Raw genomic sequence first — 22,500 nt, forward strand, 5'->3', positions numbered from 1 at the left:
ATCGGGTCTGACGGACGATGCAGAAGCGCCGGTTCGGATCGAAGGCAGGTACGGCGGATGAAGGAACCGGCAACGATTCCGAATCCGTCGATCGCTACGAACGAAGCAGCGAGCGGCGCGGTGCATCGTCGAAGTCGGGTGGCCTGAAGCGCAGCAACAAGCAACGCGCCGACGCGAAATCCTTCGCGCCGGCGCGTCGTGTTTTTGAGCCGTCCGCAGATGGTGAAAGTAACGCCGACGCGAACGATCGCGCCGCGCGTCTCGAACAAGCGCGCGCCTTGTTGAAGCAAACGACGGAACCGCCGAAGGCGCCTCCCGTCGAGCGCACGCTACCGACGGCTAAGCCGCCGGGCCCGTTCGAGGACGCCGATCCCTTCGAGCCGTTCGAACAATGCGCGCCCGCGGAGCCAACGCCAGTCGATTCCGGCGATACGGTCTATAGCCGCTCCAGCCAGCGCAAGCGCAAGACATCGGCAAGCGAAGCCAACAATCCCAGACGTCCGCAACGCTCGTTAAAGGGACGTGCGCTCGGGTATCTGTCGCGTCGTGAGTACAGCCGCGCGGAGCTATCGCGCAAGCTGCGTCCGTACGTCGAAGAAGCGGATTCACTCGAGTCACTGCTCGACGGTCTCGAGCGCGATGGCTGGCTGTCGAATGAGCGCTTCGTCGAGAGCGTCGTGCATCGGCGAGCCTCGCGCATGGGCGGCAGCCGGATCATCAGCGAACTGAAGCGCCACGCCGTCGGCGATGCGCTTATCAGCGAAACCGCCGACAAGCTCGCGCAGTCCGAAATTGCCCGCGCGCAAGCCGTGTGGGAAAAGAAGTACGGCGTGCTGCCCGAGACGCCGGCCGAGCGCGCCAAGCAGGCGCGCTTCCTCGCCGCGCGTGGATTTTCAGGCGGCACCATCGGCAAAATTCTGAAGGGTGGCGACGAAGACTGGTGCGAAGAGATCGTCGACGATTGAGCGCGAACACGCGCGATTCGCACGTCCGTTTCTTTCCTCGGCCGTATGCCCGGCTCGAAATACCCAATATGCTAAAATTCCACGGTTTTCCCCGTACCGGCTCACTCCAGCATGTCTCTCTCACCTCCCGCTCCCCGACAGTTGCGCCATAGTCGCGCGATTCGGCTGGAAGCGTTCGAGCGTGACGACGGCCTGTGGGATATCGAAGCCTGTCTAACCGATGAGAAGCCGCGCGACTTCCAACTCGCGACGGGCGTCCGGCCGCACGGCCTGCCGATCCATGAACTCTGGCTGCGCATCACCATCGACCGCAAGCTCACCATCGTCGACGTCGAAGCGTCGTCCGAATGGTCGCCCTATGGCGGTCTGTGCGCCGAGTCCAATCCGGTCTATCGAAAGCTCATCGGGCTCAATCTGCTTCAGAATTTTCGCCGCGAAGCCAACAAGCTGCTGCGCGGCGCGGCGGGCTGCACGCATCTCACAGAGTTGTGCGGCGTCTTGCCGACCGCAGCCATTCAGGCATTCGCGGGCGACGTCTGGAAAATCGAGGACGGCAATCCGTTCAGACAGACCGACGCCGGCGCGCCGCACGACGAGCCGCCTTTTCAACTCGGCCGTTGCCATGCATTGCGGTTCGACGGGCCCGCGGTCAAGGAGTACTACCCGCGCTGGTTCGGTTACGCACCCGGCCAATCATCCGAATCCGGAACAGCGGTACAGGACAGGGCGGAGACAAAGTCCGCCTCGTAGCGCGCAGGCAGCGCTCGCGCGCGCGCACGGCATTCAAACAAGAATCGAAGAATCAGCGGTTCAAGCAAACAGAAGTTCACTCCAACTCTCAGACTGAAGGAATCACGCATGAAGATTCACGAGTACCAGGGTAAGGAAATCCTGCGGAAATTCGGCGTCGCGGTCCCGCGCGGCAAACCCGTGTTCTCGGTGGATGATGCGGTCAAGGCCGCGGAAGAGCTGGGCGGCCCGGTTTGGGTCGTCAAGGCGCAGATTCACGCCGGCGGCCGCGGTAAGGGCGGCGGCGTGAAGGTCGCGAAGTCGATCGAGCAGGTCCGCGAATACGCGAACCAGATCCTCGGCATGCAGCTCGTCACGCACCAGACCGGCCCGGAAGGCCAGAAGGTCAATCGCCTGCTGATCGAAGAAGGCGCGGACATCAAGAAGGAACTGTATGTCGGCCTCGTGCTCGATCGCGTTTCGCAGAAGATCGTCGTGATGGCGTCGAGCGAAGGCGGCATGGACATCGAAGAAGTCGCGGAAAAGACGCCGGACCTGCTGCACAAGTTCGCCGTCGAGCCGTCGACGGGTCTGCAGGACGCGGACGCCGATGACCTCGCACGCAAGATCGGCATCCCCGATGCATCGATCCCGCAAGCGCGCGCGATCCTTCAAGGTCTGTACAAGGCGTTCTTCGAAACCGACGCATCGCTCGCGGAAATCAACCCGCTGATCGTGACCGGCGACGGCAAGGTGATCGCGCTCGACGCCAAGTTCAACTTCGATTCGAACGCGCTGTTCCGTCACCCGGAGATCGTCGCGTACCGCGATCTGGACGAAGAAGATCCGGCTGAAGTCGAAGCGTCGAAGTTCGACCTCGCTTATATCTCGCTCGACGGCAACATCGGCTGTCTCGTGAACGGCGCGGGCCTCGCAATGGCGACGATGGACACCATCAAGCTGTTCGGCGGCGAGCCGGCCAACTTCCTCGACGTCGGCGGCGGTGCGACGACCGAGAAGGTGACCGAAGCGTTCAAGCTGATGCTGAAGAACCCGAACCTGAAGGCGATCCTCGTGAACATCTTCGGCGGCATCATGCGCTGCGACGTGATCGCGGAAGGCGTGATCGCGGCGTCGAAGGCCGTCGACCTGAAGGTGCCGCTCGTCGTGCGCATGAAGGGCACGAACGAAGACCTCGGCAAGAAGATGCTGGCCGACTCGGGTCTGCCGATCATCTCGGCGGACAGCATGGAAGAAGCCGCGCAGAAGGTCGTCTCGGCAGCCGAAGGCAAGTAAGCGCTTTCCGCTTGCCCGATAAGAGCGTTCCACCAGATACGAATGGCGGCGCTTGCTGAACGCATCACAGCGACGCCAAACGAACAGAGGTCACTACATGTCGATTCTGATCAACAAAGACACGAAGGTCATCACGCAGGGCATCACCGGCAAGACCGGCCAGTTCCACACGCGCGCCTGCCGCGAATACGCGAACGGCCGTGAAGCGTACGTCGCGGGCGTGAACCCGAAGAAGGCCGGCGAAGACTTCGAAGGCATTCCCATCTACGCGTCCGTCAAGGAAGCGAAGGCCGAAACCGGCGCGACCGTTTCGGTGATCTACGTGCCGCCCGCGGGCGCTGCCGCCGCGATCTGGGAAGCCGTCGAAGCCGATCTCGATCTCGCGATCTGCATCACGGAAGGCATTCCGGTTCGCGACATGCTCGAAATCAAGGACCGCATGCGCCGCGAAAACCGCAAGACGCTGCTGCTCGGACCGAACTGCCCCGGCACGATCACGCCGGACGAGCTGAAGATCGGCATCATGCCGGGTCACATCCACAAGAAAGGCCGCATCGGCGTCGTGTCGCGTTCGGGCACGCTGACCTATGAAGCAGTCGGCCAGTTGACGGCGCTTGGCCTCGGCCAGTCGTCGGCGGTCGGTATCGGCGGCGATCCGATCAACGGTCTCAAGCACATCGACGTGATGAAGATGTTCAACGACGATCCGGAAACGGACGCCGTCATCATGATCGGCGAGATCGGCGGTCCGGACGAAGCGAACGCCGCTTACTGGATCAAGGACAACATGAAGAAGCCGGTCGTCGGCTTCATCGCGGGTGTGACGGCGCCTCCGGGCAAGCGCATGGGCCACGCCGGCGCGCTAATCTCGGGCGGTGCGGACACGGCTGACGCGAAGCTGGAAATAATGGACGCGTGCGGCATCAAGGTCACGAAGAATCCGTCGGAAATGGCGCGTCTGCTGAAGTCGGTCCTGTAAGCATGCGGGCAAATTACGCGGGGGTTTGGTACTCTTACTGATTCCTTTCGTGTAATCCGATGAAAAGCGAGGGAGCATTGCTTCCTCGCTTTTTTCATTTCTGCCTCATGCTCGAATTCTTCTCGACCCTTCACTGGGGCGCGGTCGTTCAGATCATCGTGATCGACATTCTGCTCGGCGGCGACAACGCCGTCGTGATCGCGCTCGCGTGCCGCAATCTGCCCGACCGGCAGCGCACGCGCGGCATCGTGTTCGGCACGCTCGGCGCGATCATCCTGCGCGTCGTGTTGATCGCGTTCGCGGTGCTTCTGCTCGATATCCCGTTCCTCAAGTTCCTGGGCGGCATGCTGCTGCTGTGGATCGGCGTGAAGCTGATGCAGCCGGACCACGACGATCATCAGATCGACGCGTCGGACCGGTTGTGGGCGGCGGTGAAGACGATCATCGTCGCGGATGCCGTGATGAGCCTCGACAACGTGATCGCGATCGCGGGCGCGGCCGAAGCCGCCGATCCGCGTCATCGGCTGACGCTGGTGATCTTCGGGCTGATCGTGAGCATTCCGTTGATCGTCTGGGGCAGCACGCTGGTGCTGAAGCTGCTCGACCGGTTTCCCGTCGTCGTGCTGCTCGGCGCGGGGTTGCTGGGATGGATCTCGGGCGGTCTCATCATCGACGATCCCTTCATCGACCGATGGCCCGCGCTCAACACCGAGATCGCCGGATACGCGGCGCATGCAGCCGGGACAATTTTCGTTATCGCGGTCGGCTGGCTGCTCAAGCGGCGCGCAATCGCCAATGACAATCGCGCGGCCGGTTGAATCGTCCTAGGCCGTCCGGCTGACTGCCGCGCGCGCACGTCTCTCAATACGATGGAAGCGTCCTTGCCGCATTGCGCGGAAGGGCGCTTTTTTTGTCTTTTGGGAGCAGCAATGACGACGATGGTTCGTGGTTTCAACGCGCCGCGCGAACGGCGCGCATGGTGGTTCGGGCGCGCGCAAGACGCGCTCGCGCGTGGCTTCACGCTGATCGAACTGATGATCGTGCTTGCGATCGTCGGCGTGGTCGCGGCATATGCGATACCCGCGTATCAGGATTATCTGGCGCGTAGCCGCGTGGGCGAGGGCATCGCGCTTGCAGCGGGCGCGCGGCTCGCGGTGGCCGAGAACGCGGCGAGCGGTGCGGATCTCGCGGGCGGGTTCGCGTCGCCGCCGGGCACGCGCAATGTCGAATCCGTTCACGTCGACAGCGACAACGGACAAATCACGATCGCTTACTCGACGCGCGTCGCGCCGGCGGGATCGAACACGCTCGTGCTCGTGCCTTCGACGCCCGATAACGCCGATACGCCCACGTCGCGCGTCGCGCTCAGCCGTGGCGCGGTCCAGGCGGGCTCGCTGACATGGGAATGCTTCGCGGGCGCGAAGGCGGAGTCGTCGCTGCCGGCGCCGGGTGCGGGTCCGTCGCCCGCGCAGGCGGCGACCTTGCCGGCGAATCTCGCGCCGCCCGAGTGCCGCGCGTAAGTGCCGGAGGAACGAGAGCGCGGCGGCACGATTTACGGCGCCGCCGCGCTTTTGCGCCGTCGTTTTTGCGCGAAAGACCGAGATTTCGTAGCAATTCCGGCGGTTCAACGGACAGCGGGGGCAAAGTTTTGTATAGTGCGCCGGTTCCCGACGTTCCCAGCCGCTCATGCCTTCTCAATCATCCCGATCCGCCGAATACGCGCGCTTTCTCTGTTTCGCCGTTCTTTGCCTTGCGTTGACGATGCCTTTCGGCGTCGTCAACCACACGTACCCGATTCCGACCTTCTACGCCGAATACAGCGCGCTCGCGCTCTATCTCGCGCTGGCCGCGACGCTCGCGCTGCTCGTGCGCGTGACGGAGCCGAAGGTGCCGTTCGCGTCGCCCGTCGTCGCGTTGATGCCGCTCGCGTTCGGCGCGCTGCTCGTCGCGCAGACGGTGTTGCTGCCGGTCGCGCAGCCATCGATGAACTGGCTCGGCGGCGCGTATCTGCTCGCGTCCTTCGTCGCGGTGCACACGGGGTTCGGATTCGTGCGGGCAGGGCTCGCGGAGAAGGCGCTGCGTATCGGTGCGGCTGCGCTGATGGTCGGCGGACTCTTCGCGGTCTTCTGCCAGATCGTGCAGTTGCTACATATGGAAGTGAGATTCACGCCGTTCGTGGTCGCGTACAACGTGATGATCGAGCGGCGTCCGTTCGGCAACATGGCGCAGGCGAATCACCTCGCGACCGTGATCGCGTTCGCCCTCGCGGGCGCGCTGTACTTCGTCCAAGCGCGGCGTCTGCCGATCGTGCTGTGGCTGATTCTGTCCGCGATCTATTCGCTCGGGCTCGCGCTGACCGTCTCGCGCGGACCGTGGCTGCAGACGGCGGTGATCGTCGTCGCCGGGTTCTGGATGGCCTTTGTGATCGGGCGGCCGGTCGCGTCCGAAGGTTTCGATGGCCCGGGCAAGCGCGATGTGCGCGCGTGGATCGTCCCGATCCTGCTCGCCATCGTGTTCTTCGCGGTGAACGCGGCGGTGCGCTGGGCGAACGTGCGCTATGGCTTCGGGCTCGCGCAATCGGCGGCGGAGCGCATGCAGGAAGCCAGTCAGATCGCGCCGCGGCTCGCGCTCTGGAAATACGGCTGGACGATGTTCAGGACGCACCCTCTGCTGGGCGTGGGCTGGGGCGAGTTTCCGCGCTATCAGTTCGATCTCGTGCGCGATCTGGGCGGCGTCGAGATCGCAAATAACGCGCACGACATCTTCATCGATCTGCTCGCGAAAACCGGCGCGCTCGGCGTGGCGATTCTCGTCGCGGGCATCGTGCTCTGGCTGATTCGCGTGCTGCGCGCGCCGCAAACGCCGGCGCGCATTTTCGGGCTGTCGCTGCTCGGCGTGCTGATGATGCATGCGCTTGTCGAATATCCGCAGCAGTACATGTTTTTTCTGATGCCGGCGATGCTAGTCATCGGTCTGCTGGAGACGCGGCCCCTGCGGCTGGTTGCGCGGCCGCTGTCGTATGGCGTGTATGTCGTGCTCGTGCTCGGCGGACTCGCGGCGCTGTTTCCGACGCTGCGCGATTACAACCGCGCCGAGGTGCTCTATTACGGCGCGCGGCCGGCCGAGCAATACCGCGACAATCCGTCGTTCCTGTTCACGGCGTGGGGCGAATACGGCGCGGCGACGCTGTTGCCGATCAACGCGCAGAACGTCGAGGAGAAGCTCGCGGCGCATCGCAAGGCCATTGCGTTGTTGCCGGGCGAGACCGTGTTGCGCCGATATGCGGTGCTCCAGGCGCTTGCCGGACAGAAGGCGGAAGCGCTCGACACGATGGCGCGTCTCAAGATTTTCGCGACGCAGTTGCACGACTGGCCGAAGCAGCTTCTGGCCGTCTACGATCTGACCGATGAAGCGGGCAAGCCGCTGGCGTCGTTCAAGGCGGATCTGGTGAAGCTGTACGGGGTGCCGTTGCCGGATCAGCAGCCTTCGGAGGACGATGAGGAGGAGTGAGTTGTGCGGCCGGGCACTACGCCTCCGCCACCCAATCCCCCGACTTCCCCCCGTGCTTCTCCATCACCCGCACATTCGTGATCGTCATACCCCGATCCACCGCCTTGCACATATCGTAGACCGTCAGCAATCCGACCTGCACGGCGGTCAGCGCCTCCATCTCCACTCCGGTTCGCCCGACCGTCTCCACGCGCACTTCGCAATGCACGCCGGGCAGCGTTTCGTCGATGGTGAAATCCACCGCGACGCGCGTCAGCGCCAGCGGATGACATAGCGGGATCAGATCCGCCGTGCGCTTTGCGCCCTGAATCGCCGCGATGCGCGCGACGCCGAGCACGTCGCCCTTCTTGGCACGTCCCTCGCGGATCAGCGCGAGCGTGGGTTCGAGCATCGCGATCGAGCCGCGTGCCACGGCGACGCGGCGCGTTTCGTTCTTCGCGCCGACATCGACCATGTGCGCTTCGCCAGCGGCATCGAAATGAGTGAGTCCGGACATAGCGTCTCCTTCGAATGGGCGCCTATCATACCAGCGTGAAATCGCGCGTTTTCACCGCGAAACGTCGAGATCCAATACCAGTTCCGAACGATGCGCGACACTTGATACGATAAGCTCGATTCGATTTTCAGGCACCACACGCAACGTCCGCTTCGCGCCATGCCTTCGACACGTCCGAGCCGCGTGCTCGTCTCCCTGTTGTGTATTGCCCTCGCCATGCCGCCTGCCGCTCTGGCGCAGACGAGTTCGCCCGCCGCGAACCCGGCCGGCACGCTCGCGGCGTCGCAACTGCGTTCGTCGCAGGAAAAGAGTGCGGGCGACGTGCCGGCCAACTTCGCGGACGGCGTGTTCGGCGTCTATGGCGGCGCCGAAAGCCGGTTCGCGAACCGTCCCGGCACGATGTCCGGCCTGCGCGCGCCGCTCGCGTCGGTGCAGCTTCCCGATCTCGGCGACGGCTCTGGCGGCTCGCTCACGCCGCAGGCCGAGCGCAAGGTCGGCGAGAAGATGATGCGCGAAGTGCGCGCCGATCCCGACTATCTCGACGACTGGCTGCTGCGCGACTATCTCGATTCGATATCGTCGAAGCTGTCCTCTGCCGCGGCCACGCAGTATCTGGGCGGTTATCGGCCGGATTTCGATCTCTTCGCCGTGCGCGATCCGCAGATCAACGCGTTCTCGATGCCGGGCGGCTTCATCGGCGTGAACACGGGGCTGATCGCCGCGACGCAGACCGAATCGGAACTGGCGTCGGTCATCGGTCACGAAATGGGGCACGTGCTGCAACGGCACATCGCGCGCATGCTCGGCACGCAGGAAAAGAGCACCTACGCGGCGCTCGCCGCGATGGCCGCCGGCATGCTCGCAGGTCTGCTCGCGCATAGCGGCGATCTCGGCATGGGCATCGCAATGGGCGGTCAGGCGTTCGCCATCGACAATCAGCTGCGCTTTTCGCGCGCGGCCGAGCACGAAGCCGATCGCGTCGGTTTTCAGATGCTGACCGCCGCCGGTTACGATCCCTACGCGATGGTTGCGTTCTTCGAACGTCTCGATCGCGGCGCCATGGCCGATAACGGCGTGCCGCCCTACGTGCGCACGCATCCGCTCACGACCGACCGCATCGCCGACATGGAAGGCCGCGCGCGGCGCGTGCCGTATCGGCAGCCGCGTCAGTCGGCAGAATACGCGTTCGTGCGTGCCCGCGCGCGTGTGCTGCAAGTGAATTACGCGAGCGATTATCGTGAGGTTGCGAGCAGGCTCAAATCCGAAATCGAGGATCAGACGGCGCTCAATCCGGCGTCGAACTGGTATGGCATCGCGCTCGCGCAATCGCTGATGGGCAATTACGACGCCGCCGACGGTGCGCTTGCCCGTGCGCGCAAGTCGTTCGAAGGCGACGAGGCGAGCGCGGCGGCGGCATCGGCGCAAGTGCGGCAGGAGGATCGCGCGCCGCAGCCGAAGCAGGCGGGCGCGCCGGCCATCTCGCCGCCCGTAGCGTCCGTGGCGTCCGTAGCGTCCGTGGCGCCGCGTGACAAGAGCGGCGAGGCATCGCTGCGTAACGCGGATGCGTCGATGACCGCGACGCCGCTCGACCGCGCGCGCACGGCGCTGAATCTGGGCAACGCGCCGCTGCCCGAAACGCCGACGGCCGAGCCCGCGCGCGCAAGCAGCGAGATCGCGCTTGCGCCCGTCCATGTCGATGCGCGCCCGATTCCGGCAGCCAAACCGCAGCCCGCGCCGCCCGCGCCGCCGGCGTCGCGCAGCACGCCGAGCCTCGACGTGCTCGCCGCCGACATCGCGCGCCGCGCAGGCCGCAACGACGAAGCGATCCGCCTCGCGGACATCGCACAAAAGCGCTGGCCAGAGTCGCACGCGGCCATCGACGTCCATTTGCAGGCGCTGCTTTCCGCGCGCCGCTTCGCCGAAGCGCAGACGCTCGCGCGCCGCGAAACACGCGCCGAGCCGACGCGCCCCGACTGGTGGTTTTATCTTGCGCAGGCGAGCGCGGGCCTCAACGATCCGTTGCAACAGCATCAGGCGATGGCCGAAAAATTCGCGCTCGACGGCGCGTGGCCGTCCGCCATCCGGCAACTGAAGGAAGCGCGCGACGTGAAGACCGCGAGTTTCTACGATCTCTCGACGATCTCCGCACGGCTGCACGACTTCGAAACGCGCTACAAGGAAGAGCGCGAGATGGAAAAAAACGGCTGAATCACGCCTGGCGGGCGGCGCGGGCGGCCGGACTCGCGACGAAGCCGAAGTGCGCGGCGACATCCGCGCGGGCGATCGGCTGCACGGTCAGATCGACGCCGCCGCGCCAATGGAAGACGCCGCGCGTGCCAGCATCGTCGAGCGATGCGTGATTCGCGAACAGTTCGAGATCGTGGTCGTGCAGCGCGGCGACGCGCGCGGGCGACGCGTTATCGGCGAAGAGGATCGCGCCTTCGTCGTCGGTCCATGCATGCGCGGGCTCGAAGTCCGCGCCGGATTGATCGGTCAGGCGCAATTCGCCGTGCTCCTCATGGAGGCGCACGATCCACGGCGTATAGCCGAGCTCCACGTACACGCGCTGCGGGCCGTTCTGAAAGAACCACTGGCCGTCGGCATCGCTTTCGTAATTGCGGTTGATGAAGCCGAGCAGCGCCTCGTGCCGGATCGGCGCGCCGAGTTCGCCGGCGGCTTGCGCGGCGTCGTCACGCATGCGCCACTGACCGCGCCGGTCGAGCAGCAGCCAGCCCGTGCAATGCGGAACGTTGGGCCATTTGGCGAGCGCCTGCCTGACGATGTCATCCATGATCGATCACGAAACGAAGTTCTCCAGATAGCCGAACACGCGCAGCGACAGCCAGTCGATCCGGCCCGGAAACGGTCCCGTCATGAAGCCGACGTGTCCGCCGTGGTTCGGCTGATCGAGCGTCACGCGCGCCGATACTTCCGCCGCCGACGGCAGCGCGAACTCCGGCAGGAACGGATCGTTGCGCGCGTTCAGGAGCAGCGCGGGCACTTCGATGTGCTTCAGATGCGCGCGGATCGTCGCCGTCGACCAATAGTGATTGGTGTCGCGAAAGCCGTGCAGCGGCGCGGTGACGACGTTATCGAACTCGTACAGCGTGCGCGCGGCGAGCACGGCGTGGCGGTCGTAGAGCCCGGGATACTGGCCGAGCTTGGCGAGCGCCTTCTTCTTGAGCGATTTCAGGAAGCTGCGCGTGTAGACCATGCCGAAGCCCTGCGAGATCGCGAGGCCGCCCGCGTGGACGTCGAGCGGCGCGGAGATGGCCGCCGCCGCGCTGATGATCGATGCATCCGTGCCGCGCTGACACAGCCAGTGCAGCAGTACGTTGCCGCCGAGCGAGACGCCCGCCGCGACGATCGGCCCGCGATGCGCCTGCGCGAGCCGCCGCAGTATCCAGTCGACTTCGGCGCTGTCCGCGAGATGGTAGAAGCGCGGCAGCAGATTGAGCGGGCCGCTGCAGCTGCGAAAATGCGGCACGACGCCGTGCCAGCCGCGCGCGCGGGCGGCGGCCATCATCGTGCGGGCGTAGTGCGAGTCGGAACTGCCTTCGAGGCCGTGAAAGAGCACGAAGAGCGGGGCGTTGGCGGGTGGATGATCCTGCGGATCGGCTGGATCGTGCGCGAGAAAGTCGAGATCGATGAAATCGCCGTCGGGCGTGTCCCAGCGCTCGCGCCGATACTGCACGGCAGGCTTGCGGCCGAACAAGGCTGGAACGATGGTCTGGGCGTGGCTCGTCGGCAGCCAGCGCGGCGCGTTGTAGAGCCAATCGGCGGCCCTCGGCGCGCTCAGATGCGCCGCTTCTTTCAGTGCGACGGCGAGCGACTTGTCCACGAACGACGAATCGTGCTTCAACAACGGATCGCGCTTCATGGTCCCTCCCCGGCAGACGTCTTCTTCGAATCTCTTAGTGCAGCGGTCCCTGACCGTGACGCAGCTTCGCGGCGAACTGGCCCGCCGTTTCGAGCGGCATCTCGCTTGCGTGAATGTGCGCGATGCGCCATTCGCCGCGCTCGTGAACCATCACGTATGTCGTGTAGATCATGCGCGGCGCGCTCGCGGGCTCAGCCGGCTGATGCGCCTCGGCGATCGCATACACGACCGTGCCCAGGCTGTCGTACACGCGGATATCGAGCGGCTCGACGGTCACGGGCTGCGTTTCGAACTGCTTGCCGAGACCGGCGCGGATGCTTTCCAGCCCGTGCAGATGCGTGCCGTCCGCGCACACGCAGGTGGCGAACTCCTCGTCGATCCACAACGACATCACACTGTCGATGCTGTTATCCGCGACTGCCTGATAGTAAGCGTTGAGAGTATCGGCGGCGGCTTCGAAGAGGCGGGCGAAACGTGGCATGGCTCGTGGGTCTCTGGCATTCGGTGCTTTGCGCCGCGCGCTGCCGCTCGAAGGCGGAGCAACGACGACGGCGCGCTGCATCGGTCATTGGTCAAAGCATGCCCCCGTTCGGAGACATTCGCGTGTCCGCACCCGCACACACGGCCGGAAACCGCCGAATGAACACGCGATTCCGACGCGTGAGCGCAACATCAGCGATGCGCGAGCAGCATTCCGCGCAAATCGCCGAAGACCTGTTCGGCCGAGAGTTCGCGAAGGCAGTTCAGATGGCCGAGCGGACACTCGCGGGCAAAGCACGGACTGCATTCAAGATGCAGCCATTGTACCTTTGCGAGATCGGACAAGGGCGGCGTATGGCGCGGATCGGTCGAGCCATAGACCGCGACGAGCGGACGGCGCGACGCCGCCGCGACGTGCATCAGCCCGGAGTCGTTGGTCACGACCGCGCTCGCCCGCGAGATCAGCGCGCATGCTTCGCCGAGCGAGGTCTGGCCGCACAGGTTGCGCACCATCGGCGCGCGCTCCGCGATGGCCTGCGCGATCGGCGCATCCTTCTTCGAACCGAGCGCGATGATGCGTGCATACGGAAACGACTGCGCGACGAACTGCGCGAGCGACGCAAAGTGCTCCGGCGGCCAGCGTTTGGCCGGGCCATATTCCGCGCCGGGGCAGAACACGACGAGCGGCGTGCGCGTGTCGAGATTGAAGCGCGCCGACACCCGTGCGGCTTCGTTCGGATCGGCCTCGAGGCGCGGCACCGGCAGCGTCTGCGCGTCGGGCGCGGCGGCGGCTTCGGGCTGCGCGAAGCGGTCGACGAACGGCAGCTTCGCCCCCGGCGCGTAAGCGAGGGCCGCGTAATGCGCGGTCATCGGCGGACGCTCGGTCTTCGGCGGATTCGCATGGCGCACGTTCAAAAGCCCGTAGCGGCTCTCGCCCTTATAACCGATGCGCAGGTTGATGCCCGCCATCCACGGAATCAGCGCCGATTTGACCGAGTTGGGCAGCACGTAGGCGGCGTCGTAGCCGACATCGCGCAAATCGCTCGCGAGCTGCCAGCGGCGCAGCAGTTGCAGCTTGCCATGCGCGAGGTCGGTCGCGTAGACATCGCGGATTTCGGGCATGCGTTCGAGCACGGGCGCGACCCAGGTCGGCGCGACGGCGTCGATCGCGATGCGTGGATGGAGCTTGCGCAAAAGCGTGAAGAGCGGCTGCGCCATCAATGCGTCACCGATCCAGTTCGGTGCTATAACCAGCGCACGGCGCATCTTTCGTTATCCGATCTCAAAATGAACGCGGCCCGCCGCCTTGGGGCGAGCCGTCGATTGTCGTGGGAGTGTTAGCGCGCCGGCGTGCGGCGCGCATGAATCAAGGCAAGGCGCGGCCAGCGCCCCGCGCTTTAGTGACCGCCCTTGAGCACTTCGCCGTCTTTCAGCTTGTAGCGCGTGCCGCAATACGGGCAGCGCGCTTCACCGTGCGTCACGTCGATGAACACGCGCGGATGCGTGCTCCAGCGCTGCATCTTCGGATTCGGGCAGAAGGCCGGCAGGTCCTTCGCCGACAATTCCACCAGCGGCATTTCCTTCAGGTCGCTCATTGCTATCTCTTGTCTCAAGTCTTGCGTTGCTAACGGGAGGAGGCCGGTCAGACCTTCGCGAGCCAGCTCGCGTACTTCTCGTTCTTGCCGCCGACGACGTCGAAGAACGCGCTTTGCAGCTTTTCCGTGATCGGGCCGCGCTTGCCGGCGCCGATGGTGCGGTTGTCCAGCTCGCGGATCGGCGTGACTTCGGCGGCGGTGCCGGTGAAGAACGCTTCGTCGCAGGTGTAGACCTCGTCGCGCGTGATGCGCTTTTCGATCACCGGAATGCCGAAATCGCGCGCGAGCGTGATGACCGTGTCGCGCGTGATGCCGTCGAGGCACGAAGCCAGGTCGGGCGTATAGATCTTGCCGTTGTTCACGAGAAAGAAGTTCTCGCCGGAGCCTTCGGATACGTAGCCGTCCACGTCGAGCAGCAGCGCTTCGTCGTAGCCGTCGGCGACCGCTTCCTGATTGGCAAGGATCGAGTTCACGTACCAGCCGGACGCCTTCGCGCGCACCATCGACACGTTCACGTGATGGCGCGTGAACGACGACGTCTTCACGCGGATGCCCTTCGCGAGCCCGTCTTCGCCGAGATACGCGCCCCACGGCCATGCGGCGATGGCCACATGAATGGTGTTGCCCTTCGCCGACACGCCGAGCTTCTCCGAGCCGACCCAGATGATCGGGCGCAGATAGCACGACTCCAGGTTGTTCGCCTTCACGACTTCGAGTTGCGCGGCTTCGAGCGTCGCGGCATCGAACGGAACGTCCATCTGGAAGATCTTCGCCGAGTTGAGCAGGCGCTTCGTATGCTCCTTCAGACGGAAAATGGCCGTGCCCTGCGCGGTCTTGTATGCGCGCACGCCTTCGAAGACGCCCATGCCGTAGTGCAACGTGTGGGTCAGAACATGGATCTTGGCATCACGCCAGTCGATCAGCTTGCCATCCATCCAGATCTTGCCGTCGCGGTCGGCCATTGACATACGGTTCTCCTAGCTGTCTCGTTCAAGTGAGTTCGGGGCAAGCCGCCCGCGGCTCCGGGGCGGCGGCGCCCGTGCGCAATGGCGCGCGTTCGTGGATCTGCGACTGCGGGGAACGCGCGCTGCAAAGGCGCGAAGGCGGCGAAAGACGTCCATTTTAGCGTCTTTTCGCGACGAAACCGATCTTGGAGCGCCTTTCACGACGCTATAATTTGCCTTTCGCCGTCCGCTGAAAACCGCGGAAAGAAACGGCGCGGTTCGCCATTCCCGATTTTCCCGGTTTTTCCCGATCCATCGCGCAATCGATCGAGGCCGCGCGGTGGCATCACGGGTCGTTCTGATCGCCTCGCATTCGCCCATGCTTCAACGGTTGTCCGACACGAATCGCCGCGCTTTCTTCGAAGGCGTGCGCACCTTCTCTCCCGCCGTTCTGGCGACATTCTCCTGGGGCCTCGTCACCGGCATCGCGATGACGAAGTCCGTGCTCACCGTGCCGCAGGCGCTCGGCATGTCGTTCGCGGTGTACGCGGGCTCGTCGCAACTCGCGGTGTTGCCGCTCTTTGCCGCGAAACTGCCGCTGTGGACGATTCTCCTGACCGCCGCGATGGTCAACCTGCGCTTCGTGATCTTCAGTGCGGGGCTCGCGCCGCACTTTTCCTATCTGCCGCTCAAGCGCCGTCTGCTGCTCGGCTACTTCAACGGCGACATCATCTATCTGATGTTCTCGAAGCGGAATTTCCCGGTCGGCTGGCAGCCCGGCAAGGAAGCGTTCTTCTGGGGACTGGCGATATCGAGCTGGCTGTCGTGGCAAAGCTCGTCCGTGTTGGGCATTCTGCTCGCGAGCCTCATTCCCGATAACTGGGGCCTCGAGCTTGCCGGCACGCTCGCGCTGATTCCGCTCATCGTCTCGGCGATCGCCACCCGCTCCACACTAGCGGCCGTCGCTGTGGCGAGCGTCGTCGCGCTGCTGGCGTTCGATCTGCCGTATCGCTTCGGCCTGCCGCTCGCGGTGTTCGCGGCGCTCGTCGCGGGCACGCTCGCGGATGTCGTCGCCGAACGCGCCGCGCCTAAATCCGCGTCCGATGTCACGAGGTCCACCCGATGAGCGCGCTGCACGTCTGGCTCGCGATTCTCGGCATGGGCGCGGTGACGGCGGTGACGCGCGCGCTCTTTCTGATCGGCGGCGAGCGCATGGTGCTGCCGCCGCGCGTGCAGCGCGTGCTGCGCTATGCGCCGGCCGCGGCACTCGCGGCCGTCGTCGTGCCCGATCTGCTCGTGACGCACGCGGGCATTTCGCTCGGGTTGTCGAATCATGCGCTGTGGGCATCGGCGGCGGGGCTCGCGTACTACCTGTGGCGGCGCGGCATGATGGGCACCATCGCCGTCGGCATGGCCGTGTTCACGCTTCTGCGGCTCGTGGTGTGAAGGGCGCGGGGGCATCGCGCATCGTGCCTCGCCAAATACGCGTCATCAACGATTGCCCGCTAAAAGCGGCCGGGTTCATCGGTTAAAATGAGGGTCTTTCCCGAGTGAGCGAGGTCGAAAGTGTGTCCGGCAGTCACCGCGCTACGGTTTTGCAACTCGTTTTGCAATACGCCGCTCCCGGCCGCCGCGCCGCGCCCGGGCAGGGTTTGCGCACATCTCCGGATACATCTGTCCGATCCCTTTCTCCCGCATCCCGCACGCGCGTTCGGCTTTGCCGCGCGTCCTTCGCCGCCAGCTTGATCCGCGCGCGAGCCGTCCTGCCCGGCGGCCCGCGCGCGGCGACTCCACGAACCGGCCGGCCCCGACGGCCGTTCCCGCCCGAACCGCTTCCTCACCTACGTTGACTCCCATGACGAAAGTACTGCGTTTCACCGATCTGATCGCCGAAGGCAAAGTCTCCGGCAAGCGTGTGTTCATCCGCGCGGATCTCAACGTGCCGCAAGACGATAACGGCAATATCACCGAAGATACGCGCGTGCGCGCCTCGGTCCCGGCGATCAGGGCCGCGCTCGACGCCGGCGCCGCCGTGATGGTCACGTCCCATCTGGGCCGCCCGACCGAAGGCCAGTTCAAGCCGGAAGATTCACTGGCGCCAGTCGCGAAGCGTCTGTCCGAACTGCTCGGCCGCGACGTTCCGCTCGTCGCCGACTGGGTCGCCGGCGTGGAGGTTCAGCCGGGCAACGTCGTGCTGCTGGAAAACTGCCGCTGCAACAAGGGCGAAAAGAAGAACGACGACGGCCTCGCGCAAAAAATGGCAAAGCTCTGCGACGTCTACGTGAACGACGCGTTCGGCACCGCGCACCGCGCCGAAGCCACGACGCACGGCATCGCGAAGTACGCGCCGGTCGCTTGCGCGGGCCCGCTGCTCGCCGCCGAACTCGACGCGCTCGGAAAGGCGCTCGGCAACCCGAAGCGTCCGCTCGTCGCGATCGTCGCGGGCTCGAAGGTGTCGACCAAGCTGACTATTCTCAAGTCGCTCGCCGAGAAGGTCGATCAGCTGATCGTCGGCGGCGGTATCGCCAATACGTTCATGCTCGCGTCGGGGCTCAAGATCGGCAAGTCGCTGGCCGAAGCCGATCTCGTCGGCGAGGCGAAGGAAATCATCGATCAGGCGCGCACGCGCGGCGCATCGGTGCCGATTCCGAGCGATGTCGTCACCGCGAAGGAATTCGCCGCGACCGCGAAGGCGGAAACGAAGCCCGTCGCCGATGTGGCCGACGACGACCTGATCCTCGACATCGGCCCGGACACCGCCAAGGCGCTCGCCGCGCAACTGGAGACGGCCGGCACGATCGTCTGGAACGGCCCGGTCGGCGTATTCGAATTCGACCAGTTCGGCAACGGCACGAAGACGCTCGCGCAAGCCATCGCGAATTCGTCGGCGTTCTCGATTGCGGGCGGCGGCGACACGCTCGCGGCCATCGCGAAATACGACATCGCGGACAAGGTGAGTTACATCTCGACGGGCGGCGGCGCGTTCCTGGAATTCCTCGAAGGCAAGACGCTGCCCGCGGTCGAAGTGCTCGAATCCCGCGCCGGGGCCTGACGCGTTGGCGGCCCGAGGCAATCCGGCGAAAGCAGGGAAGAAGGGCGCGCCAGCCGGCGGCGCGCAAGAAGACGTGCTCGACAACGGCGATCGACTCGAAGCAGCCGCGCAAGCGGCGCTCGTGATCGCCGAAGCAGCGGAACGCGAAGGCGAAGCAGCATTTTCGGAGATTGAAACGCCTCCGGTCATCATCGGCGGCGTGCCCGCCCATGCCTTCATGGAAATCGACAAAGCGACGCCGGCACGAACCGGCGCGCGCGCGCAACCGGTGAGCAATACCTCACTGCAAGCGCAACGTGCTCGCAGCCTCAACACGGGCGTTCCTACAGAGACGAGGAAAGACATGCATCGCGCTACCAAGATTGTTGCCACCATCGGCCCGGCTTCGACGAGTCCGGACATCCTGCTGCAAATGCTGCAGGCGGGCCTCGACGTCGTTCGCTTCAACTTCTCGCACGGCACCGCCGACGACCACCGCCAGCGCGCCGAAATCGTCCGCGAGGCGGCGCGCCAGGTCGGTCGCGAAGTCGCGATCATGGCGGACCTGCAAGGTCCGAAGATCCGCGTCGGCAAGTTCGAGAACAACAAGACCATGCTGGTGGCGGGCAATCCGTTCATCCTCGACGCGAATTGCGCGCTCGGCAACAACGAGCGCGTCGGGCTCGACTACAAGGATCTGCCGCGCGATCTGCGCGCGGGCGACGTGCTGCTCCTCAACGACGGCCTCATCGTGCTCGACGTGACGCGCGTGATCGGCGAAGAGATTCACACGACGGTGAAGGTCGGCGGCGAGTTGTCGAACAACAAGGGCATCAACCGTCAGGGCGGCGGGCTGACCGCGCCCGCGCTGACCGAGAAGGACATGGAGGACATCAAGACGGCGATGTCGCTCGGCGCGGATTTCGTCGCGGTGTCGTTCCCGAAGAACGCGACCGACATGGAAATGGCGCGGCAACTCGCGAACATCGCGGGCGCGCCGTACGGCATCAAGCCGAAGATGATCGCGAAGATCGAGCGCGCCGAAGCCATTCCGGCGCTGCAAGGCATTCTCGACGCGTCCGACGGCATCATGGTCGCACGCGGCGATCTCGCGGTGGAAGTCGGCAACGCGGCGGTTCCGGCGCTGCAAAAGCGCATGATCCGCATGGCGCGCGAGTCGAACAAGCTCGTGATCACCGCCACGCAGATGATGGAATCGATGATCCACGCGCCCGTGCCGACCCGCGCCGAAGTGTCCGACGTGGCGAACGCCGTGCTCGACGGCACCGACGCCGTGATGCTTTCCGCCGAAACCGCCGCCGGCAAATATCCGGTCACGACCATCGAAACGATGGCCGCCATCTGCATCGAGGCGGAGAAGTCGGAAGAGTCGCAGCTCGACCGCGATTTCCTCGACCGCACGTTCACGCGCATCGACCAGAGTATCGCGATGGGCGCGCTCTTCACGGCGTTCCATCTCGGCGCGAAGGCCGTCGTCGCATTGACGGAATCCGGCTCGACGGCGTTGTGGATGTCGCGTCACTGGACGCACGTGCCGATCTTCGCGCTGACGCCGCGCGTGTCGAGCGAGCGCACGATGTCGCTGTATCGCAACGTGACGCCGCTGCACGTCGACACCAACATGGACCGCGACACCGCGTTGAATCAGGCGCTCGAAGTGGTCGTGTCGAAGGGCTATGCGGCGCGCGGCGACATGGTCGTCCTGACGGTCGGCGAGCCGATGGGTCAGGCGGGCGGCACCAACACGCTGAAGATCGTGCGCGTGGGCGATCACTTCTGAGCTTTTTTGAGAACGCTGCGCGGTCAAACGCCGCGCGATGTGTCGCAAGTCCGGAACGAGCGCGGTCCCAGCAGCCGCGCTCGTTCCATCAAGCGCGCAAGATGACGAAGACAAAACCGCCCGAGAGCGGAACCGGGCGCGCTGAAGAATTCGTTTTACATCATGGAGTTTCACCACAATGCCTCTCGTATCAATGCGTCAGTTGCTGGATCATGCCGCGGAGCACGGTTATGGTCTCCCGGCTTTCAACGTCAACAATCTGGAGCAGGTGCAGGCGATCATGTCGGCCGCGAACGAAGTCAACGCGCCCGTCATCATGCAGGCGTCCGCCGGCGCGCGTAAGTACGCGGGCGAAGCGTTCCTGCGTCATCTGATCGAAGCGGCGGTCGAGTCGTATCCGCATATTCCGGTCGTGATGCATCAGGATCACGGCCAGTCGCCCGCCGTGTGCATGGCCGCGATCCGCTCCGGCTTCACCAGCGTCATGATGGACGGCTCGCTCGAAGCCGACGGCAAGACGGTCGCCTCCTACGAGTACAACGTCGCGGTGTCGAAGCAGGTCGTCGAGTTTTCGCATTCGATCGGCGTCACGGTCGAAGCCGAACTCGGCGTGCTCGGCTCGCTCGAAACCATGAAGGGCGACAAGGAAGACGGTCACGGCGCCGAGGGCACGATGACGCGCGAGCAGCTTCTGACCGATGTCGAGCAGGCCGCCGATTTCGTGCGCGAAACGCAGTGCGATGCACTCGCCATCGGCATCGGCACGTCGCACGGCGCGTACAAGTTCTCGAAGAAGCCGACGGGCGATATCCTCGCCATCGACCGCATCCGCGACATTCATCAGCGCATTCCGAACACGCACCTCGTGATGCACGGTTCGTCGTCGGTGCCGCAGGAACTGCTCGCCGAAATCCGCGAATTCGGCGGCGACATGAAGGAAACCTACGGCGTGCCCGTCGAAGAGATTCAGGAAGGCATCAAGCATGGCGTGCGCAAGGTGAACATCGACACCGACTTGCGCCTCGCGATCACCGGCGCAATCCGCCGCTATCTGTTCGAAAATCCGTCGAAATTCGATCCGCGCGACTACCTGAAGCCCGCGCGCGAAGCGGCAAAGGAAATCTGCCGCCAGCGCTACATGCAGTTCGGCTGCGAGGGCATGGCGGGCAAGATCAAGCCGGTTTCGCTCGACAAGATCGCCGAAAAGTACAAGTCCGGCGCGCTTGCGCAGATCGTGAAATGAGACTGATCTGAGCCAGGCGGTATTTGTAAAGTAAAATCAACGGGTTCCCGGTTCGGAGCCCGTTCGTCTTTCTCCTCGCCGCTTCGCGACGCCGAAGCGGCGAATCACTTTTTTCCGGTACATGACGATGTCCACGCTATACGAATCCACGATCAAATCGCTGCCGCTGCTCGGCCGCGGCAAGGTCCGCGACAACTACGCCGTCGGTAATGACAAGCTCCTCATCGTGACGACCGACCGGCTTTCCGCATTCGATGTCGTCATGGGCGAGCCGATTCCGAACAAGGGCCGCGTGCTGAACACGATGGCCGATTTCTGGTTCGAGAAGCTCGGCCACATCGTGCCGAATCACAACACGGGCATCGATCCGGCGACGGTTGTTTCCGCCGACGAAGCCGGGCAGGTGAAAGGCCGCGCGGTCGTCGTGAAGCGTCTGGAACCGATTCTCGTCGAAGCGGTGGTGCGCGGTTATCTCGCCGGCAGCGGCTGGAAGGACTATCAGGCGACCGGTTCCGTGTGCGGCGTCGAGCTGCCGCCGGGCTTGCAGAATGCGCAGAAGCTGCCGGAGCCGATCTTCACGCCCGCCGCGAAGGCCGAAATGGGTCATCACGATGAAAACATCACCTACGATGACATGGAGCGGCGCATCGGCACCGAGCTTTCCGCGACGATCAAGCGCATTTCCATCCAGTTGTACAAGGAAGCGGCGGAGTACGCGGCGACGCGCGGCATCATCATCGCGGATACGAAGTTCGAGTTCGGTCTGGACAACAAGGGCGATCTCTATCTGATGGACGAAGTGCTGACCGCGGATTCCTCGCGCTTCTGGCCCGCCGATGGCTATCAGGTCGGCACGAACCCGCCGTCCTTCGACAAGCAGTTCGTGCGCGACTGGCTCGAAACGCAGCCGTGGAAGAAGGAACCGCCCGCGCCGAAGCTGCCCGACGACGTGATCGCGAAGACGTCGGAAAAGTATCAGGAAGCGCTCCAGCGTTTGACCGGCAAGACGCTCGACTGAGTAGAGAACGATGACCAAGGAAGTTCACACGCATGAAGCGCCGCTCGTCGGCGTGTTGATGGGCTCCAGTTCCGACTGGGACGTGATGAAGCACGCGGTCGCGATGCTTCAGGAATTCGGCGTGCCCTACGAGGCGAAGGTGGTGTCGGCGCATCGGATGCCGGACGAGATGTTCGCCTACGCCGAAAGCGCGCGTGAGCGCGGCGTGCGCGCGATCATCGCGGGCGCGGGCGGCGCGGCGCATCTGCCGGGCATGCTCGCCGCGAAGACGACGCTGCCGGTGCTCGGCGTGCCGGTCGCGAGCAAGTATCTGAAGGGCGTCGATTCGCTGCATTCGATCGTGCAGATGCCGAAGGGCGTGCCGGTCGCGACTTTCGCCATCGGCGAGGCGGGCGCGGCGAACGCAGCGCTCTTCGCGGTATCGATGCTGAGCGCCACCGATGCGAAATTCGCCGATGCGCTCGCCGCTTTTCGCGTGAAGCAGAATCAGGCGGCGCGGGACATGGCGCTGCCGCCGCTTTGACTTCATTGAC

The 22,500-nt window shown here is 64.7% G+C and carries 22 protein-coding genes; 15 read left to right on the forward strand and 7 right to left on the reverse strand.

Annotated features, from left to right (window positions below):
* Nucleotides 1-17: 17 nt before the first annotated feature.
* From recX to AWB77_RS03995, 7 genes are all read left to right on the forward strand, one after another.
* The gene (recX, locus tag AWB77_RS03965) at nt 18-965 is read left to right on the forward strand and encodes a recombination regulator RecX (RefSeq protein ID WP_061133024.1); all 948 of its coding nucleotides are present in this window, start codon (nt 18-20) and stop codon (nt 963-965) included.
* A gap of 111 nt (nt 966-1,076) precedes the next feature.
* Nucleotides 1,077-1,715: a DUF2889 domain-containing protein gene (locus tag AWB77_RS03970; protein WP_061133025.1), complete on the forward strand. Its 639-nt coding sequence runs from the start codon at nt 1,077-1,079 to the stop codon at nt 1,713-1,715.
* 93 nt (nt 1,716-1,808) lie between these two features.
* Nucleotides 1,809-2,990: an ADP-forming succinate--CoA ligase subunit beta gene (gene sucC, locus AWB77_RS03975; RefSeq protein ID WP_341844946.1), complete on the forward strand. Its 1,182-nt coding sequence runs from the start codon at nt 1,809-1,811 to the stop codon at nt 2,988-2,990.
* Nucleotides 2,991-3,087: 97 nt separating this feature from the next.
* A complete protein-coding gene (sucD, locus tag AWB77_RS03980) occupies nt 3,088-3,969 on the forward strand; it encodes a succinate--CoA ligase subunit alpha (protein WP_008351350.1) in 882 nt (293 codons plus the stop codon).
* 107 nt (nt 3,970-4,076) lie between these two features.
* Nucleotides 4,077-4,787: a TerC family protein gene (locus AWB77_RS03985; RefSeq protein WP_061133027.1), complete on the forward strand. Its 711-nt coding sequence runs from the start codon at nt 4,077-4,079 to the stop codon at nt 4,785-4,787.
* A gap of 111 nt (nt 4,788-4,898) precedes the next feature.
* Nucleotides 4,899-5,489: a pilin gene (locus AWB77_RS03990; protein WP_061133028.1), complete on the forward strand. Its 591-nt coding sequence runs from the start codon at nt 4,899-4,901 to the stop codon at nt 5,487-5,489.
* 166 nt (nt 5,490-5,655) lie between these two features.
* Nucleotides 5,656-7,479, forward strand: a complete 1,824-nt coding sequence (locus AWB77_RS03995; protein WP_061133029.1) for a PglL family O-oligosaccharyltransferase — start codon at nt 5,656-5,658, stop codon at nt 7,477-7,479.
* A 16-nt stretch (nt 7,480-7,495) separates the two neighbouring features.
* Here the strand turns inward: AWB77_RS03995 and moaC are convergent, their stop codons facing one another.
* A complete protein-coding gene (gene moaC, locus AWB77_RS04000; protein WP_061133030.1) occupies nt 7,496-7,975 on the reverse strand; it encodes a cyclic pyranopterin monophosphate synthase MoaC in 480 nt (159 codons plus the stop codon).
* 159 nt (nt 7,976-8,134) lie between these two features.
* On the opposite strand from moaC, the gene AWB77_RS04005 reads away from it, so the two are divergent.
* On the forward strand, nt 8,135-10,183 hold the full coding sequence (locus AWB77_RS04005) for a M48 family metalloprotease (protein ID WP_061133031.1): 2,049 nt from the start codon (nt 8,135-8,137) through the stop codon (nt 10,181-10,183).
* A 1-nt stretch (nt 10,184) separates the two neighbouring features.
* Here the strand turns inward: AWB77_RS04005 and AWB77_RS04010 are convergent, their stop codons facing one another.
* The 6 genes from AWB77_RS04010 to AWB77_RS04035 form a co-directional block, all read right to left on the reverse strand.
* Entirely contained in the window at nt 10,185-10,766 is a 582-nt protein-coding gene (locus tag AWB77_RS04010; protein WP_061133032.1) for a DUF2946 family protein, read from the reverse strand.
* Nucleotides 10,767-10,772: 6 nt separating this feature from the next.
* A complete protein-coding gene (locus tag AWB77_RS04015; protein WP_061133033.1) occupies nt 10,773-11,855 on the reverse strand; it encodes a YheT family hydrolase in 1,083 nt (360 codons plus the stop codon).
* Between the two features lie 34 nt (nt 11,856-11,889).
* Complete coding sequence (locus tag AWB77_RS04020; protein ID WP_061133034.1) at nt 11,890-12,336, reverse strand: nuclear transport factor 2 family protein; 447 nt, start codon at nt 12,334-12,336, stop codon at nt 11,890-11,892.
* 191 nt (nt 12,337-12,527) lie between these two features.
* Nucleotides 12,528-13,601, reverse strand: a complete 1,074-nt coding sequence (gene waaF, locus AWB77_RS04025; RefSeq protein WP_061133035.1) for a lipopolysaccharide heptosyltransferase II — start codon at nt 13,599-13,601, stop codon at nt 12,528-12,530.
* A gap of 131 nt (nt 13,602-13,732) precedes the next feature.
* Complete coding sequence (locus tag AWB77_RS04030; RefSeq protein WP_008351333.1) at nt 13,733-13,930, reverse strand: zinc-finger domain-containing protein; 198 nt, start codon at nt 13,928-13,930, stop codon at nt 13,733-13,735.
* A gap of 47 nt (nt 13,931-13,977) precedes the next feature.
* Nucleotides 13,978-14,898, reverse strand: coding sequence for a branched-chain amino acid transaminase (locus AWB77_RS04035; RefSeq protein ID WP_061133036.1), 921 nt, complete (start codon nt 14,896-14,898; stop codon nt 13,978-13,980).
* A gap of 355 nt (nt 14,899-15,253) precedes the next feature.
* Here AWB77_RS04035 and AWB77_RS04040 point away from each other — a divergent pair, with 355 nt between their 5' ends.
* The 7 genes from AWB77_RS04040 (at nt 15,254) to purE (ending at nt 22,490) form a co-directional block, all read left to right on the forward strand.
* Nucleotides 15,254-16,000 carry an AzlC family ABC transporter permease gene (locus AWB77_RS04040; protein WP_061133171.1) on the forward strand — a complete coding sequence of 249 codons (747 nt, stop codon included), beginning with the start codon at nt 15,254-15,256 and terminating at the stop codon, nt 15,998-16,000.
* Nucleotides 15,997-16,320: a branched-chain amino acid transport AzlD family protein gene (locus AWB77_RS04045; protein WP_061133037.1), complete on the forward strand. Its 324-nt coding sequence runs from the start codon at nt 15,997-15,999 to the stop codon at nt 16,318-16,320. The genes AWB77_RS04040 and AWB77_RS04045 overlap by 4 nt, the downstream gene beginning before the upstream one ends.
* 409 nt (nt 16,321-16,729) lie before the next feature.
* Entirely contained in the window at nt 16,730-17,926 is a 1,197-nt protein-coding gene (locus AWB77_RS04050; protein WP_061133038.1) for a phosphoglycerate kinase, read from the forward strand.
* Between the two features lie 343 nt (nt 17,927-18,269).
* Nucleotides 18,270-19,706 carry a pyruvate kinase gene (gene pyk, locus AWB77_RS04055; protein WP_061133172.1) on the forward strand — a complete coding sequence of 479 codons (1,437 nt, stop codon included), beginning with the start codon at nt 18,270-18,272 and terminating at the stop codon, nt 19,704-19,706.
* 178 nt (nt 19,707-19,884) lie between these two features.
* Nucleotides 19,885-20,949 (forward strand): class II fructose-bisphosphate aldolase, encoded by a 1,065-nt coding sequence (fba, locus tag AWB77_RS04060; RefSeq protein WP_061133039.1) that lies wholly within the window; start codon nt 19,885-19,887, stop codon nt 20,947-20,949.
* Nucleotides 20,950-21,076: 127 nt separating this feature from the next.
* Nucleotides 21,077-21,967, forward strand: coding sequence for a phosphoribosylaminoimidazolesuccinocarboxamide synthase (locus AWB77_RS04065; protein WP_061133173.1), 891 nt, complete (start codon nt 21,077-21,079; stop codon nt 21,965-21,967).
* Between the two features lie 10 nt (nt 21,968-21,977).
* Complete coding sequence (purE, locus tag AWB77_RS04070) at nt 21,978-22,490, forward strand: 5-(carboxyamino)imidazole ribonucleotide mutase (RefSeq protein ID WP_061133040.1); 513 nt, start codon at nt 21,978-21,980, stop codon at nt 22,488-22,490.
* The last annotated feature ends 10 nt before the right edge of the window (nt 22,491-22,500 follow it).

This window comes from Caballeronia fortuita (assembly GCF_001544835.2).
GTDB lineage: Bacteria > Pseudomonadota > Gammaproteobacteria > Burkholderiales > Burkholderiaceae > Caballeronia > Caballeronia fortuita.